The following is a 16,811-nucleotide window of genomic DNA, read 5'->3' on the forward strand; positions in this document are numbered from 1 at the left end:
TGTTCATTTATACCAAACGTGTTGCAATTTCTTCTTTCAATTGAGCGATTATTTCATCGACCGGTTTCATGCCCAGATCGCCTTCTCCACGCTTACGCACGGATACTGCTTCTGCATTACGCTCATTCTCACCGACAACAAACATATAAGGCATTTTCTCAAGCTGCGCCTCGCGGATTTTATATCCAAGCTTCTCATTCCGCAGATCAGCTTCAGCAGAGATTCCCGCACGTTTCAGTTTCGCTTCCACTTCACGCGCATAATCGTCGAAGTTTCCGGATACCGGAATCACTTTTGCCTGAACTGGAGACAACCACAATGGGAAAGCTCCTGCAAAGTTCTCCAGCAAGAATGCTGTGAAACGTTCCATTGTACTAATTACACCGCGGTGGATAACGACCGGACGATGTTTCTGTCCGTCATCTCCCACATATTCAAGTTCAAAGCGCTCAGGCAACAGGAAGTCCAGTTGAACCGTAGACAATGTCTCTTCTTTGCCCAGGGCTGTTTTGATCTGAACATCCAATTTCGGACCGTAGAACGCCGCTTCACCTTCAGCTTCATAGAAAGGAAGGTCAAGTTCTTCCACAACTTCACGCAGCATGCGTTGGGACATCTCCCACATCTCGTCGTTCTGGAAGTATTTCTCGGTATCCTGCGGATCACGATAGGACAGACGGAAACGGTATTCGTTAATACCGAAATCCTTATAGACTGTTTGAATCAACTCGATAACACGAGCGAACTCTTCTTTGATCTGATCCGGCCGTGCAAAAATGTGTGAGTCGTTCAGTGTCATTGCACGTACACGATGCAGACCTGTTAACGCCCCCGACATTTCATAACGGTGCATCATACCAAGCTCGGCAATACGGATTGGCAGATCACGGTAGCTGTGCATGCTGGACTTGTACACCATCATATGGTGAGGACAGTTCATTGGACGGAGAACAAGTTCCTCGTTATCCATAACCATTTTCGGGAACATATCTTCCTGGTAGTGCTCCCAGTGTCCAGATGTTTTGTACAATTCCACGTTACCCAGAACCGGTGTGTATACATGCTGGTATCCCAGGCTTTCTTCCAGATCCACAATATAACGCTCCAGAGTACGGCGCAGCTTCGCACCGTTAGGCAACCAGATTGGCAAGCCTTGACCGACCAGTTGGGAGAATGTGAACATTTCCAGCTCTTTACCCAACTTACGGTGATCCCGTTTTTTAGCTTCTTCGAGGAAGTGCAAATGCTCGTCCAGCTGTGCTTTTTTCACAAAAGCCGTACCATAGATACGTTGAAGCATTTTGTTTTTGCTATCTCCACGCCAGTAAGCACCCGCGACATTCATCAGTTTGAACACTTTGATTTTGCTAGTTGATGGTACGTGAGGGCCACGACACAAGTCGAAGAATTCACCTTGCTCATAAATCGTAATCACGCTGTCCGCTGGCAAATCACGAATCAACTCAAGTTTGTAAGGATCGCCCACTTCTTCGAACGTTTTGATCGCGTCCTCGCGGCTAACTTCCTTACGTACAATTGGCAAGTTCTCATTCACAATACGTTCCATTTCCTTCTCGATCTTTTGCAGATCTTCAGGATTGAGCGCATGTTCGAGGTCCATATCATAGTAGAAACCATCTTCAATGACAGGGCCGATACCGAGTCGTACCTCTTTGTTACCATATAAACGTTTCACTGCTTGAGCCATCAAGTGAGCTGTACTATGACGCATCACTTCAAGTCCTTCTGGTGAATCCAGAGTTACGATCTCCACCAATGCTCCCTCATGAAGTGTTGTGGACAAGTCCACCACGATACCATCCAGCTTCCCGGCTACGGCATTTTTGCGCAATCCGCTACTAATTGAAGCGGCTACGTCCTCAATGCTGCTGCCATCCGCGTACTCACGTACCGAACCATCCGGTAATTTAATGTTCACTGCCATTTGTCTCATTCCTCCTGTTAATGTAACCTTCGTGTCCAGATATTTATGGACTGATTATCTATTGCTATTCCAGTCATTTTGCAAAGGAACGCAAAAAACACCCGTCCCGGCAAAGGGACGAGTGATATATACTCGTGGTTCCACCCTAATTCAGCTGATTCATCCATATTCGGAAATACAGCCCTCATTGGCATGACGATAACGGGCATGACCCGGCAGATCCTTACTCGCGGATAATCCCCAATAAAGGCGATATTCTAACTCCACTTTCAAAATTGCAGCTACAAAGGGGTAAACCATACGTGATATCCGGAGGAAATTTCAGCCTTGGTTCCTCTCTCTGCACCGATCTTGCGTGTGGTTGTTGTCTCTGTCAACGCTTTTGGTTCAATGGTTCACATGAAAAATTCATGGATCAACAGTTATTATAATTGCCGAGATCACTTGCGTCAAGACCTGTCAACAATCCTGAGCGCAGCACTTCGCATTCCGGGCAATGATGACATATTTGCACTTTGTCTTCAAAGATCTGGCATATGGTCGAGATGATTGGCAGATCCGGGGTGCGTGTATGGAGCATGACCTTCTCAGGAGAGATTGAGATGAGTGTACTTACAATCATATCTTCAATATCCATCTCCAGTTCCAGACCCGGCATTTCCACAACGACCTGTTCATCCTTTTGCACGGGTAACAGATTAAGTCCAGCATCCAGGACCTGAAATTCATGCATTCCCTTGTGTACAAGATGAACCAGAGGTACTTTGGCTTCTTGAAAAAACACAAAATATTTTAACAGCCCCATAAACTCTTCATACTGCCGATCCATCCAAAACTCATCCAGCGCATACTCCACTAATTCCTGAAGCTCCTGCTTATATGGCCGTATGCGGAAGTTGATAATGCCTTCAAGGTGAAAAAAGTGAACATCCTCCAGGTCCTGCCGTAGTCCACTGGCTAACGTAGTACGACGGCGCTCTCGAAGTCCGGGCTGATCCAGATCACCATTTAATAGAAGTGGCATGCAGATTCGATTGACCTTTTCCACCTCATGCTCATCCATGACAGAACACGCCTTGGCGATCATATCCTCCACCATGCTCCGTTCTTGTGTCTCCATAATGAAGTCGGCGAGTCCAAGGGAGAGCAGATCACTGATCCGGGGAAGCCATTGCTGGAAGTCTTCGTGATTCTCATTCCCTCTGCACACCCAGGTTGCTCTTCCATCATTATGTTTGAAGGTGAGCCGAAATCCTCTTTTACTTATATGTAAACCTTTGGTTTTTTCCTTGACACAACGATAAAATTGATCCGCTTCCTCTTGCCCCGATACATCGGTCCATACAGCAAACAGTTCCACAAGAATCACTCCTTTCCTTCCTGTTCAAAGTATATGGCAAGGCCGATGGGGATATACGAAGCGGATTGATGGAAAGCGTGTCATGATTTCTCAGTATATTATAAAGAGGTTTGGAGTTAAGACAAAAATGTGTTATTATTTTAATAACAGTATATTTCACGGGAAAGGAGGGAAGCCAAAATGAGACAACAACCTAGAATACTCCACTACACTATCATTATCATTTTGTGCGTTTTCCAAGCCTTGTGCTTCCCTATTCCGATGCAGTCCGAATCTGCCGTTGGGGTGTCTGTAGAAGCAACTTCCAACAAGGAAGTGCTGTTGCAAATACCCGAATCCCAGCAGAAACCTGTCATTCGCAAATATCCACAAGTTATGTCCAAGCTGATTGCGGTTACGCATAATAAGCCTGTCTTTCTTGTCCTCGCATTGTTATTGATGCTGCGAATCCCTACAACGGGTCTGTCCTTTAAACCGTGGTATTGTTTGTTTAAACGCAGATTATTTCTGCTACCTATTAAGTTTACCAGCATGTATGTATCCCTCACCCCTATAGCACCAAAATACGTAAACGCTCTTCACTAGCCGTTACGACGTATTTACAGGTTGCTTTTGCATGAAGACACCTCTGTAATGAAAGACGGTGCGCTTGTGCATAACTTATAACCCTTTTAGCACACGTTAGATAAACCTATATTTATGACAGTACCTATTTTTGTTGTACCCAAACCGACAAATTCAAATCATATGGCTGTGTCAGGAATTTCTGGCTCTGTTTACCCGCATCTTTTGATGTTCCCTTGAGCAGCAGATTAATCATTTTCGGGAAATAAGCCTGTCTTCTATGGCCAGCCCCTAATTATAAGGAGGCAACAATCCATGGATGTACGCGAAACAGACTTGCCGGGAATCGGCAAAAAATTTCAGATTGAAACAAGCAGCGGTGATAAAATTGTCATTATTATTCACGATGACGGTCGCCGGGAAATGTACCACTTCGAGTATGATGATCCCGATCAAAGCATCTCGATGATCACACTTGACGATTACGAAGCACGACAGATTGCTGCTATTGTTGGCGGATTAACTTACAAACCAAAACAGCTTGAAAATATTGAAGTAACGTTTGACGACCTGATTATCGAGTGGTACAAAATCGAACCATCCTTCGGAAGTATCGGTAAATCCATCGGTGAATTGGACGTACGTCAAAACTCTGGGGCAACGGTTATCGCCGTTGTAGAGAAAAATCACAAAAAACATATCAGCCCAGGTCCGGAGGTAGTTATCAGTGCAGAATCCACGGTGGTAGCCGTTGGCGAACGCAATCAGCAGAAACTGTTTAAATCCCTCCTCCTGACTGGAAGGGGGTAAATAGATGGATCATTTGATATTCGAAGTAGGTCTGGCCCTTGTGCTTATTGCAGCAGCCGGCCTTTTATCGGCAAAACTAAGATTTTCGGTCGTTCCATTTTATATTCTGATCGGGATGGCCGTGGGGCCACATGCCATGAAAATCTGGCATCTGGACTTCCGTTTTATTGAGAGTCAGCCTTTTATTGAATTTATGGGTCGGATCGGTATCCTGTTCCTTCTCTTCTACCTTGGACTTGAATTCTCGGTAGGTCGTTTAATTAAATCGGGTCGCTCTATTGCAGTTGGCGGCTCGATCTACATCGGCATTAACTTTACGCTGGGATTAATATTCGGTTTTGTGTCCGGTTTCCCAGTTGCAGAAGCACTTATTATCGCAGGTATAACTACCATCTCTTCCAGTGCCATTGTGGCCAAGGTACTCGTTGATTTGAAACGAACGGCCAACCCGGAAACAGAGATGATATTGGGTATTATTATGTTCGAAGATGTATTCCTCGCTGTATATATCTCGATCTTGTCCGGACTTGTGCTTAGTGATTCATCCTCCATCGGAGGCGTCATCATGTCTGCACTTATTGCCCTCGGATTCATGCTTATCGTGATTATCCTTGGACGCAAAGCAACACCGCTACTAAACAAATTGCTTAAAATTCGATCGAATGAGCTATTCTCTCTAGTTGTATTTGGAGCCTTGTTCCTGGTAGCTGGTTTCTCTGAAACTATTCATGTTGCCGAAGCGATTGGTGCATTACTGGTTGGTCTGGTGCTTGCTGAAACAGAACACGCAAAACGGATTGAGCACTTGATTCTACCGTTCCGTGACTTCTTCGGAGCAATCTTCTTCTTCAGCTTTGGATTGTCCATTGATCCGTTGTCCTTGGGTGGCGATGCCGTATGGTTAGCTTTGATTGCAGTTGTTATTACATTGTTCGGTAACTTCCTGGCGGGTATGCTGGCCGGGCGCAGTGCAGGACTATCACCCAAAGCATCGGCAAATATTGGATTAACCATTGTGTCACGGGGTGAGTTTTCCATCATCTTGGCCAACATGGGTAAAGCCGGGGGACTGTTGCCAATGATTCAACCATTTGCCGCGCTGTATGTCCTAATTCTGGCCATTCTGGGTCCTTTATTAACCAAAGAGTCCAAACATGTATTCCGTTTATTGGATAAAATATTCAAGTTCAAAGATCCTCGGAAAAAGAAAGAAGAACCAAAGGTGCTGCAGAAAGAAGGATAACACCTATGTCTGTACAGAACAGACATACTAACGTACTTCGCGGCTCTTACGCCGATCTTTCTGTGACTAACCCAGGGAGAATGGCTCGAAAGCCGCACTAAGGAGGATGACCTATGAAAGCACCTCTGATATCGGCTAATCCGGTGCCAAACACCGCCAAGACCAGGATATCGTCTACCCGCCGCTGGTTAAACCTGTTTCTCGTTATTGCGGGCGGAATTCTGGCCTCCGTGGGACTTGAATTGTTCTTACACCCCAATAAGATTATTATTGGAGGCATTACAGGCATTTCCTCACTCTTCGCCCACTGGACCGAAATGAGGATTGGATTGTTCCTATTTTTATTCAATGTGCCGTTTATATTTCTGTCTTACAAGATTGTGCAGAAGAAATTTGTACTGGTTACTGTTCTAGGTCTGGTTGTCTTTTCGATCGGTGCCATTGTGCTTCATCCCATGCCGCCACTTGTAGAGCATCCGCTGGCTGCCGCCATGTTTGGCGGATTATGCCTCGGACTCGGAATTGGGCTCGTCGTACGGTATGGCGGGACACTGGATACGCTGGAAATCGGTGATCCGTCTTCCCGCCCACCTGAACGTGTATTTAGCGGAAAACGGATGCTTATCGAAAAAATAATCATGCTGCTTAACTTGTTGATACTGACAGCCGCTGGTGTTGTCTTTGGCTGGGACCAAGCGATGTATTCCGTAATCGCCTATCTTATTGCTTATGAAATGGTGTACATTGCGTTCAGGGGCTTCTCTTCCAAACGCAAAGTATGCATATTGACCACACAAAGCTCTCAAGTTGAAAAAGCTGTACGCAAACGGCTACGCCGTGAACCTGGAATTCTGGAAGCCACTTCTGACTCAACACAACTCGCGATGGCGGAAGGATGGATCAGGCAAATCCCGGGTGCACTTTATTATGAGGTACATGTGCTGGAGATGATCTGGTTGAAGTCCATTGTGCGTCACATTGATCCACATGCGGGTATTGTAACGAATCCGGAAAAATAAAAAACGCTCTCTTACCCTATGGATGAACAGTATTGTCCACCAAGGTCAGAGAGCGTTTTTTTCTGTTATTATAATTAATTGTTATTATAGTTCAACGATGGCTTTGACTACATGTGAATCTGGCAAAAGCCATTGGTCTATTGCCGTAGGTAGCTCATTAAATTCCACTCGGTGTGTGATGTACCCATCCATACTTAGTTTCTTTTGACGCAAGGTCGACAGGACTTGTTCAAAATCTTCACAGGTTGCGTTTCGACTGCCCAGGATGCTCATCTCCCGCTTGTGAAATTCGGGGTCATGAAAGGTAATATCCGCTTTCACCAGTCCTACAAAAATGAGTTGACCACTATGCGCCACATATTGAATGGCCCCATTCATGGAATTCACGTTACCTGTTGCATCGAAGACAGCTGTAGCATAGTCGCCTCCCGTAATTTCAGCTACTTGTTGTACGGTATGTTCATTGGCCTGTACTAGGTCATCCGCTCCAGCCCAAGTCCGGCTAAGCTCCAGCCTGTCCAGATTACGATCAACGGCAATAACACGCGCCCCCGCCTGTTTGGCAAATGCCATCACACCCAATCCAATGGGTCCAGCTCCAATCACAACCACATGCTCACCAGGTTTAATTCCTGCTCTTCTGACGGCATGGGCTCCAATGCTTAATGGTTCTACCATTGCCGTCTCATCCAGTGTCAAACCCTCTGCTGAGAGCAGATGTGAGACAGGCACGTTGATTTTTTCTCTCATGCCTCCGTCTACGTGCACACCCATGACTTGCATGGACGCACAACAATTGGTTTTTCCACTGCGACATGCAATACAGTGACCACAGTGCAGATACGGAATAATACTTACCTGATCCCCAGGCTGTAACCCAGCCTCGTTCGGACCGATTTCTTCAATAACAGCCGCCAGTTCATGACCCAGAATACGAGGATAGGTGAAAAATGGCTGATTGCCTTTGTACGCATGCAGATCCGTTCCACAGATCCCAATCCGCCGAATGGCAACCAACGCCTCTCCTTCTGCTCGTTCTGGTTGAGGCAGGTCCTGGAGCTTCAATTGATCTATTTCTTCACATACAATGGCTCTCATCGTTGCTCCCCCTTGGATGCTTCTGCTGACGTGTTGCTTGGCTTCGTATTATATTCAGGTCGTCCGCTTGACCATGTCTCGTTATGCAATGGAGCCAGAATGCGCAGCACTTCATCCAGCAGGCTCTGATCCAACGGTTCCTCTATCCAGGCTGCATTATTGAGGATATTGCGATGGCTGGCACTGCTCACCAGTGTTGTCGGAATTCGTTCATTCGATGTGGAGAATTGCACGGCCAGCTTGGCAATGTCACTACCTTGTTCTGCACAGAAGCGGGCAGCCTTCAGGCAGAGCTCTTTCACCCGATCTTCTGCCGGATGCCAGGCAGGAGCCCCTCGGGTACTCAACAAGCCCATAGAAAGAGGCGAAGCATTGACGAGGCCAATTTCTTTTTTTTCCAACAGGGGCAATAACGATAATAATGAGGTATCATTCAATGAATAATGACAATACGAGATGATCGCATCCGCATCGATCTGTGGCAGAACCTTCTCGAACAACGGCAAGGGCAATCCACAAATGCCCGCATGTCGTATAACTCCCTGCTCTTTCAGACGCAGCAAAGTTGGAAAGGCTTCTTCTACGATGATCTCTGCTGGCACAAATTCAATATCATGCAGGAACAGAATGTCGATATAGTCTGTATGCAGTCGATCCAGGCTCTCTTGCACGCTATCCAGAATCCGCTGACGTGAAAAATCAAACTCTTTTTCCCCATACCGTCCGGCTTTGGTTGATAACATATATGAACTGCGCGGCAAGCTACGGATGGCTTCACCCAACACGGACTCCGCTTTTGTCAGCCCGTAGTAAGGCGAAACGTCTATGTAATTCATCCCCGCATCTACGGCCGCATGTACAGTGCGAATCCCTTCGTCCCGGTCAATGTTACGAAATACAGAACCGAGTGAGGATGCTCCAAAACTCAATACAGGTACGTCCAGTTCCGTCTTGCCAAGTATTCTTCTCTTCATCGGTTTAACCCCTTCCAGCGTGTCTGACTACACAAGTTCCCTTTCATTGTAACAGTTCAATTTCAATATAAAATATCGGCAATTGCGTAACATGTACTGTTTGATGACCTCGAACCGCAGAAAGAAATCAAAAAGCCCGCCGTCTCTCCAAACGGAGTAGTCAGCGGGCATGGCTTCATAAATACTTATCTAACGATCAAAGTTTATAAAGAGTAGTATTGAATTAATTAGAATTAGTTCTGCATTACGAAATCTTCATGTACGGCATTTTCTTCGTCGAACATGCGCACAATCTCGTATCGGGTGTTACGTTGTGCCGGGATATAACCGGACTCCCGAATCAAACGGAGAATGGATTCAATGTTAACTTTGTAAGTTGCACCAGCAGCAGATACAACGTTCTCTTCAATCATCGTGCTACCGAAGTCATTACAGCCAAATTCAAGCGACTTCTTACCGATCTCAGGACCCATCGTTACCCAAGAGGATTGAATGTTCTTGATATTATCAAGTACCAGGCGGCTGATGGCTACAGTCTTCAAGTACTCTTCTGGAGTCTGACGCTCCAGCTTGAGGTTTGTATTATCCGGCTGGAAAGTCCAAGGAATAAACGCCAGGAAACCTTCGGAGTCATACTTGTTCGCAATACATTCGTCCTGAGCTTCACGTACACGGAGCAAGTGTAATGCACGCTCTTCCATCGATTCACCAAGTCCGATAACCATCGTTGCCGTGGTGTTCATACCGATGCGGTGTGCAGTTTGCATAACGTCCATCCAATCGCGCCATGAACCTTTCAAGCGGCTAATTTTCCGACGTGTGCGGTCATCCAGAATTTCAGCGCCACCGCCAGGCAAGGAATCCAGTCCAGCTTCGTGAATGGCACGAACAACTTCTTCCAATGTAAGGCCATCGGATACTTCAACCATTTTCATAATCTCCGCTGGGGAGAAAGAGTGCATCGTGATGTTTGGGAAACGCTCTTTGATGGCTTTCAACAGGTCTGTATAATAGCTGAAAGGCAAGTTTGGATTCGTTCCACCTTGCATCAAAATCTCGGTACCATTCACATCTTCCGTTTCCTGAATCTTCTGGAAAATAACTTCGTCCGGAAGCACATAACCTTCATCCGAACCAGGTCTGCGGTAGAAAGCACAAAAACGGCAGTACACATCACACACGTTTGTGTAGTTGACGTTACGCCCAATTACAAATGTTCTGTATGGTTCAGGGTGCATGCGTTTCATAATGACATTAGCAGCTGCCCCGATTTTGTCCACTTCATTCGATTCAAATAGCTCAATCGTGTCTTCCAAGTCCAAACGTTCGCCCCGAAGGGCTTTATCTAAGATACGGTCTACCGTACTCATCGTAAAAAAGCCTCCCTCATGAAGAGAAATTATATAACGATCCGTCCCAACTTGTTCAAGAGAAGCAAGTTCTGGTGGCAACATCGTATTTCTGTACTCCACATATCGTAACACAGGTTACATGTGAAAAAAAGCACCTTATGTACAGGTGCTTTAAAAATAAGTAAAAATTTTTACATATGGAAAAGAATTAGTTCGAACTTAAGTGATACACATCGGCGTATTCGGGCATCCTTTTTTGTTAGGATTCCTGAAGTGCTTGCTCCAAATCTACAATCAGATCTTCGATATCTTCCAGACCTACGGAGAAGCGCAGCAATCCATCTGTAATGCCACGGTCACGGCGAACCTCAGCCGGCATTGCCGCATGAGACATCATCGCTGGGTAGGACAGAATACTCTCCACAGCTCCCAAGCTTACAGCAACAATAGGTAGCTTCACCCGGTTAAGAACTGCTTTTGCACGATCACCTGAACCGACGTCAAAAGAAACGACAGCTCCATATCCTGTGGACTGGCGCTCATGTGCCTCACGGCCCGGATGATCCTCCAGTCCAGGATAAAAGACAGCGGTAATATCACTGCGCTCATTAAGCCATGCCGCCAGTTTGGCTGTGCTCCGTTCACTATGAGCCATGCGAGCCCCCAAGGTTTTCATCCCGCGCATCAAAAGCCAGGATTCTTGTGCCCCGAGTACAGTTCCAAGTCCATTTTGCAGCTGTTTCAGTTGTACGCCAAGTGATTCCGTGCGAGCAACAGCTAACCCTGCAAGTACATCACTGTGACCTCCGAGAAACTTCGTAGCACTATGTACGACGATGTCCACACCAAGCTCAATTGGACGCTGATAGTAAGGTGTCATAAAGGTGTTATCCAGAATCGTGATCAGGTCATGTTCCTTCGACCAGTCAGTTACGGCAGCGATATCCGTAATTCGCAGTGTAGGGTTGGACGGTGTTTCCATATAAACTGCCTTGGTGTTTGGCTTGAGTGCCGCTTTCACTTCATCTATATTGGTCATGTCTACAAAGGTTGTCTCGATCTGCATACGGCTTAATATGGAAGTAAGCAAACGATACGTACCTCCATATACGTCTTCCGTTACAATCATGTGGTCCCCTGCGGAGAACATCATGAACACGCTTGAGATCGCAGCCATCCCCGAAGAATAGGCAAAGCCTCGTGCGCCGCCCTCCAGCAATGTGATGTAATCTTCCAAAGCCTGACGTGTCGGATTACCCGAACGACTGTAATCATGTTGAGGCGGATTGAAGATATCAAAATGATGGAATGTTGATGCTTGGTAGATCGGTACACTGGAGGCTCCAGTCGTTTTGTCAATCTCATCACCAAAATGGAGCAATTTGGTATCAAATTTCAACTCGGAATTGGGCTTGTTGTTGGACTCACTCATGAGTGCACGCCTCCTTCCACTTCCTGTTGTGCAGCTGTCAGAGCATTGCCGAGATCTGCAATCAGATCATCCGCATGTTCAATGCCTACAGAGAACCGGAGCAGACGGTCATCCACACCTACGGCTTCACGAATTTCAAGCGGAATATCCGCATGCGTTTGTACTGCCGGATAAGTCATGAGTGATTCAACTCCGCCGAGACTTTCGGCAAAAGCAATGAGTTTGATATGACGAAGTAATGGTTCAACATAACGTGCATCCTTCACTTTGAAAGAGAAGATACCAGTGTTACCGGTAGATTGTTTATTCTGTATCTCATACCCTGGATGATCGGATAGTCCTGGATGATACACTTCAACCACCGCTGGGTGCTCAAGCAAGTATTTGGCAATAGTAAGTGCATTGTGCTCATGACGTTCCATGCGAAGAGCCAGCGTTTTCATACCTTTCATCAACTGGTAGGAGTCACTTGGAGATAATACTGCTCCAATGGAATTATGCAGGAATGCCATCTCTGCAGATAACACCTCACCTTTGGTAATAATTAGTCCGGCCAGCACATCATTGTGTCCGCCCAGATATTTGGTAGCGCTATGAATGATGATATCAGCACCCAGTTCAATCGGACGTTGGAAAAATGGAGTCAACAACGTGTTGTCAACAATGGTCAACAGGTTGTAACTTTTCGCCCAGGAAGCAACGGCTTCCACATCGGTGATCATCATCAGTGGGTTGGTTGGTGTCTCAATAAATACAGCTTTGGTATTCGGTTGACGAACCTTCTCCAGTGCTGCCAGGTCATTCGTGTCCACATAACTTGCAGTTACGCCGAAACGGGACAGAATACGTTCCAGCAGACGATAGGTTCCACCATACAGATCCAGCGATACAATCAGATGATCCCCTTGACCAAACATGGCGAAGATCGTTTGCAGCGCGGCCATTCCCGAGCTACAGGCAAATCCTGCATCACCGGACTCCAGCGCTGCGGCGGCTTCTTCCAATACTTTACGGGTTGGATTAGTCGTACGAATATAATCAAACCCCGTGCTTTGTCCAAGCTTCGGGTGGCGAAACGCAGTGGATTGATAGATCGGAAAGTTAATGGCGCCTGTTACCGGTTCATTGATGGACCCAATTTGTGCTAAGCGGCTTTCGATTTTCAACTTGTTGTCTTCCATTGCTGCATCCTCCTGTAATCTCGATTAGATTTGCGGGCCAATATCGTAAGGTGTTTCTTGATACACATAGTAATTGAGCCAGTTAGAGAATAATAAGTTGGCATGAGCGCGCCAAGTAGCTGGTGGCACACGGGAAGGGTCGTCATTCGGATAATAATGTCTAGGTAATGCAATATCCATCCCTTTCGCTGCATCCCGGTCATACTCCCACTTTAATGAGAAAGGATCATACTCGGCATGTCCTGTAGCAAAAATCTGTTTGCCGTCTTTGGTAGCAACCAGGAAGATCCCCGCTTCCTCGGATTCAGCCAAAATCTCTAAATTCTCATTCTTTTCAATATCTTCGCGTCTCACTTCCGTATGACGGGAATGTGGAACGTTGAATACTTCATCGAATCCACGCAACAATGGAACATGTGGTTTATTGATGGTATGTGGGAAAACGCCAAAACACTTTTCATCAAGTGCAACCTTGGGTACATCAAAATGATGGTATAAACCTGCCTGAGAAGCCCAACATATGTGGAGGGTTGAAGTCACATTGGTTTTGGTCCATTCGAAGATCTCCTGGATTTCATTCCAATAGTTCACGTCTTCGAAATCCATCTGTTCCACCGGGGCACCCGTAATGATCATTCCATCGAAACGGCGGTGCTCAATCTCATCAAAGGTTTTATAGAACAGATCCAAATACTCCTGAGACGTATTCTTCGACGTATGGGATTTGGGATGTACAAGAACGACATCCACCTGAATAGGCGTGTTTCCCACCAGACGAAGCAATTGTGTTTCGGTCGTTTCCTTTGTGGGCATCAGGTTTAATATAGCGATACGGAGTGGACGAATATCCTGCTGATATGCAGAAGTTTCATCCATGACGAAGATATTCTCTCCTTCAAGTACTTCTTTTGCTGGTAGAGTATCGGGTATTTTGATTGGCATAGTAAGTCTAACTCCTCCTTGTGCATAGATAGATGCAGCCACCCCTGGCTTGATGTCTTCACATCAATACAGTTATAGACTGCCTTGAGCTTGTAAAAACATTGAATTGCGCTTTCATCCAACGTTACAAACAACCTCAAGTTCCTTAGCGAAAATCACTGCTGAGAAGTCGGGGCATATGACAAAGACCTTCCTCGGATTTCGAGAAAGGTCATATGTAAAATAGATATGCGCCTCTCTCATCTCTCAGTTACAACAGTGCCACCTGACACTTAGTCGCTGCAAGAATTAGCACCGTGCGGTATACCGCCGGTTGCCGGGTTTCATCGGGCCAGTCCCTCCACCTACTCTTGATAAGATTTCGCTGTATTAGATTGTAATTTAATATGGTTCACCGTCTACTTTATTACATTAATGCCCTCACGTCAAGTTGCAGTTCGATGTCTGCTTCCCAGATCGGAACCGTTCATCATCCGTTGTCATACACTGCCTCAGGGCGCGAAATAGACACATTTTTGCGCTTGAAAGCACCTTGTACCAGCGGTATACTAAACAAGGTGTTATAAACCCTTATGTGAGAGGTGACATATTAAATGGATGGCGACCCGAGGCCTGACTGGCAGCCGAATTCCGACAAACTGCATAGAGAATTGACATCAGCATGCCGGCAGCGGGACGTGACTTCCGTTTGATTATATAGTGAACGCAGCCCTGATCTCCAGGCTCCGCTGCCGACCGGCTGATTTGTTCTTTTTGCGCCCATAATGATAATATCCGCCAAGTTGGCGGGTGCAGAAGGAGTAGATTAACGATGAAAATCCGGTTGGTAAACAACGGTGTATTTATTCCGGTGGACGATATTCAGCAGGCGCTGACTCCACCAGCGGAAGGATTTTACTGGATTGATGCAGACGTAGACGATTTGGCGGTACTTCAGCCGCTGTTCCTGATGCATGATCTGGCTGTGGAAGACTGTCTTAGTGACGAAGAACAACGTCCGAAGATTGAAATTTATGAGAACCATTATTTTATTGTGATTAATAGCATCCGTTTTGATGATGAAGAGATATTTCTACGTGCGGTCAACCTGTTTCTCGGCAGACATTTCATTATTAGTGTTACCAAGCACAAGGTCAGCGAATTGCGTACACTGAAACCCATCCTGTGGGAACAGGAAATCAGTACACCGGATCGTCTGCTGTATTTGCTGGTTGACTTGATTGTTGATAATTATTTCACCGTAGGTGACCGAATTGAAGCACGGATCGAGAAGCTTGAGGAAGACATTCTGATGCACACCAAAAAGTCACATCTGAATGAAATCATCGGGCTGCGCAGTGAGATTCTGTGGCTGAAGAAAGTGCTTGGACCTCAGAAAGAGGTTATTAACACCCTGAATAAAAAAGATCTGCGTCTCATCGATGATCAACTGCAAAAGTATTTCAGTGACATCTATGAGAATGCTGTAAAAATATCTGAAACCTTTGAGACTTATCGCGACCTGATGGGCAACTTGCGAGAAGCCTACCAATCCAGTATTGCGAACCGGGCGAATGAAATCATGCGTGTATTTACCGCCATTACCACGGTCTTCATGCCGCTGACGGTCATTACCGGTATATACGGCATGAACTTTACGAATATGCCCGAGCTTAACTGGAAATACAGCTATTTTGTTGTGATTGGCCTAATGGTTACCCTGGGCCTGAGCATGTTCTTCATTTTCCGCAAGAAAGACTGGGTATGAACTCGTATGAAATAACAAAGACGAAGCGATCCTCCGGGAGAAACGCCTCGTCTTTTTTCATTTCTGATTATTAACCAACATTCTTCTCTGTCTCTGCGTGCCGACGGAAGCGGATTCGAATCATGCGCAGTCTTTCATAGACCTGCTCCAGACTTCCTCCATCAGGTTTCTCTCCTCCATACACCTTATGTAATACTGGCTTCAGGAACGTATCTCCCAGCTCCTCATACGCACTCCATACGGCCTCTTGTTCGTTCTCTGGCATCACTGCCAGCTCAACATCAAGAAGACAATCGGTGTCATAACCTTCGTGATCCAGTGCCTCTAACAGCTCAACCAACTCGCGTCGGGATAATCCGGATCGATTAACAATCTCCTCTAACGTATACCCTTCCTTCATGCCTTCAAGCACCTGCTTACGTGTAGTGAACTTATCAAGTTCCTGCTTATACTTCTGCTCTCTCTGCTTGTATAACCAACTCTCATACTCTTCTTCCTTCAGCGCCGTGTATACCCAGTCCAGCGGGAATGTCGTTGAACGCTCCAGTCCGGTTGTAATCTCCATCCATTCCGTACCATACTCAGTTGCTTTGCTCTCTCCTACGCCCGGAAGTTGCATCAGTTCATCCAGCGATTGCGGAACAAAGGCACTGATCAAACGTAACAGACGATTCGTTGCAATAAAATACGGTGCCTTCCGGTCAGACACAGCTCTCTTCCTGCGCCATGTGCACAGATCCGTATATAATTGCTCATTGCCGTATAACTCACTGTAACAATGGAGCCGCTGTCCACCATAACTGCGTGACTTCAGATCATCATTCTCATGAAATAACCCCTGCAACTGCGGTCGGTACCCCTCACTCATCTGTATGGCAAGCTGATGACGGTAAATATGAAGCAGCTCCTCCCAAGAAGTCCCTTCATACCAGATGCTGTCCTCACGCTCTCCTTCCTCGTAGCGACTCCATCCCAGCTGCCAACTATCTTCCTCTTCCCCAATCCATAACTGTGCATACTCTGCATTCTGATCTGACATTCTGGACATTCTGTTCATGAAAATGACTTCCATTTTCGTTCCCTCCCTTTGAATATTCAGCTTATACGAGTTAAAGATGCTACCTATAGGCAGCACAAAAAAAAC

At 46.1% G+C, this 16,811-nt stretch carries 14 protein-coding genes and 1 riboswitch; of the genes, 5 read left to right on the plus strand and 9 right to left on the minus strand.

Annotated features, from left to right (window positions below):
* Window positions 1–7 precede the first annotated feature (7 nt).
* Complete coding sequence (thrS, locus tag PAEAM_RS26725) at window positions 8–1,945, minus strand: threonine--tRNA ligase (protein ID WP_036610058.1); 1,938 nt, start codon at window positions 1,943–1,945, stop codon at window positions 8–10.
* 415 nt (window positions 1,946–2,360) lie between these two features.
* Window positions 2,361–3,305, minus strand: a complete 945-nt coding sequence (locus PAEAM_RS26730) for a putative sporulation protein YtxC (RefSeq protein ID WP_124113713.1) — start codon at window positions 3,303–3,305, stop codon at window positions 2,361–2,363.
* Window positions 3,306–3,485: 180 nt separating this feature from the next.
* On the opposite strand from PAEAM_RS26730, the gene PAEAM_RS26735 reads away from it, so the two are divergent.
* The 4 genes from PAEAM_RS26735 to PAEAM_RS26750 all read left to right on the plus strand — a co-directional run bounded on the left by PAEAM_RS26735 (window position 3,486) and on the right by PAEAM_RS26750 (window position 6,941).
* Window positions 3,486–3,890 carry a hypothetical protein gene (locus tag PAEAM_RS26735; RefSeq protein WP_051447154.1) on the plus strand — a complete coding sequence of 135 codons (405 nt, stop codon included), beginning with the start codon at window positions 3,486–3,488 and terminating at the stop codon, window positions 3,888–3,890.
* Between the two features lie 294 nt (window positions 3,891–4,184).
* Window positions 4,185–4,679: a cation:proton antiporter regulatory subunit gene (locus PAEAM_RS26740; protein ID WP_036610059.1), complete on the plus strand. Its 495-nt coding sequence runs from the start codon at window positions 4,185–4,187 to the stop codon at window positions 4,677–4,679.
* A gap of 4 nt (window positions 4,680–4,683) precedes the next feature.
* Window positions 4,684–5,922 carry a cation:proton antiporter gene (locus tag PAEAM_RS26745; RefSeq protein ID WP_036610060.1) on the plus strand — a complete coding sequence of 413 codons (1,239 nt, stop codon included), beginning with the start codon at window positions 4,684–4,686 and terminating at the stop codon, window positions 5,920–5,922.
* A gap of 113 nt (window positions 5,923–6,035) precedes the next feature.
* The gene (locus PAEAM_RS26750; protein WP_051447155.1) at window positions 6,036–6,941 is read left to right on the plus strand and encodes a YitT family protein; all 906 of its coding nucleotides are present in this window, start codon (window positions 6,036–6,038) and stop codon (window positions 6,939–6,941) included.
* Between the two features lie 84 nt (window positions 6,942–7,025).
* Here PAEAM_RS26750 and PAEAM_RS26755 read toward each other — a convergent pair whose 3' ends face one another.
* The 6 genes from PAEAM_RS26755 to metA form a co-directional block, all read right to left on the minus strand.
* Window positions 7,026–8,039, minus strand: a complete 1,014-nt coding sequence (locus PAEAM_RS26755; RefSeq protein WP_100529500.1) for a zinc-binding alcohol dehydrogenase family protein — start codon at window positions 8,037–8,039, stop codon at window positions 7,026–7,028.
* Window positions 8,036–9,013: an aldo/keto reductase gene (locus PAEAM_RS26760; protein ID WP_100529501.1), complete on the minus strand. Its 978-nt coding sequence runs from the start codon at window positions 9,011–9,013 to the stop codon at window positions 8,036–8,038. The genes PAEAM_RS26755 and PAEAM_RS26760 overlap by 4 nt, the downstream gene beginning before the upstream one ends.
* A 233-nt stretch (window positions 9,014–9,246) precedes the next feature.
* The gene (gene mqnC, locus PAEAM_RS26765) at window positions 9,247–10,383 is read right to left on the minus strand and encodes a cyclic dehypoxanthinyl futalosine synthase (RefSeq protein ID WP_047844209.1); all 1,137 of its coding nucleotides are present in this window, start codon (window positions 10,381–10,383) and stop codon (window positions 9,247–9,249) included.
* A 241-nt stretch (window positions 10,384–10,624) separates the two neighbouring features.
* Entirely contained in the window at window positions 10,625–11,797 is a 1,173-nt protein-coding gene (locus tag PAEAM_RS26770; protein ID WP_036669808.1) for a trans-sulfuration enzyme family protein, read from the minus strand.
* On the minus strand, window positions 11,794–12,978 hold the full coding sequence (locus PAEAM_RS26775) for a PLP-dependent transferase (protein ID WP_100529502.1): 1,185 nt from the start codon (window positions 12,976–12,978) through the stop codon (window positions 11,794–11,796). The genes PAEAM_RS26770 and PAEAM_RS26775 overlap by 4 nt, the downstream gene beginning before the upstream one ends.
* Window positions 12,979–13,002: 24 nt before the next feature.
* Window positions 13,003–13,920 carry a homoserine O-acetyltransferase MetA gene (metA, locus tag PAEAM_RS26780; RefSeq protein ID WP_100529503.1) on the minus strand — a complete coding sequence of 306 codons (918 nt, stop codon included), beginning with the start codon at window positions 13,918–13,920 and terminating at the stop codon, window positions 13,003–13,005.
* 236 nt (window positions 13,921–14,156) lie between these two features.
* Window positions 14,157–14,280: riboswitch (SAM riboswitch) on the minus strand.
* Window positions 14,281–14,731: 451 nt separating this feature from the next.
* Here metA and corA point away from each other — a divergent pair.
* Complete coding sequence (gene corA / locus PAEAM_RS26785; protein WP_047842270.1) at window positions 14,732–15,667, plus strand: magnesium/cobalt transporter CorA; 936 nt, start codon at window positions 14,732–14,734, stop codon at window positions 15,665–15,667.
* A gap of 70 nt (window positions 15,668–15,737) precedes the next feature.
* On the opposite strand, the gene PAEAM_RS26790 is transcribed toward corA, so the two are convergent.
* A complete protein-coding gene (locus PAEAM_RS26790) occupies window positions 15,738–16,739 on the minus strand; it encodes an HRDC domain-containing protein (protein ID WP_100529504.1) in 1,002 nt (333 codons plus the stop codon).
* Window positions 16,740–16,811 lie beyond the last annotated feature (72 nt).

It is taken from the genome of Paenibacillus sp. GM1FR, from assembly GCF_002803315.1.
GTDB classification, from domain to species: Bacteria; Bacillota; Bacilli; order Paenibacillales; family Paenibacillaceae; genus Paenibacillus; species Paenibacillus amylolyticus.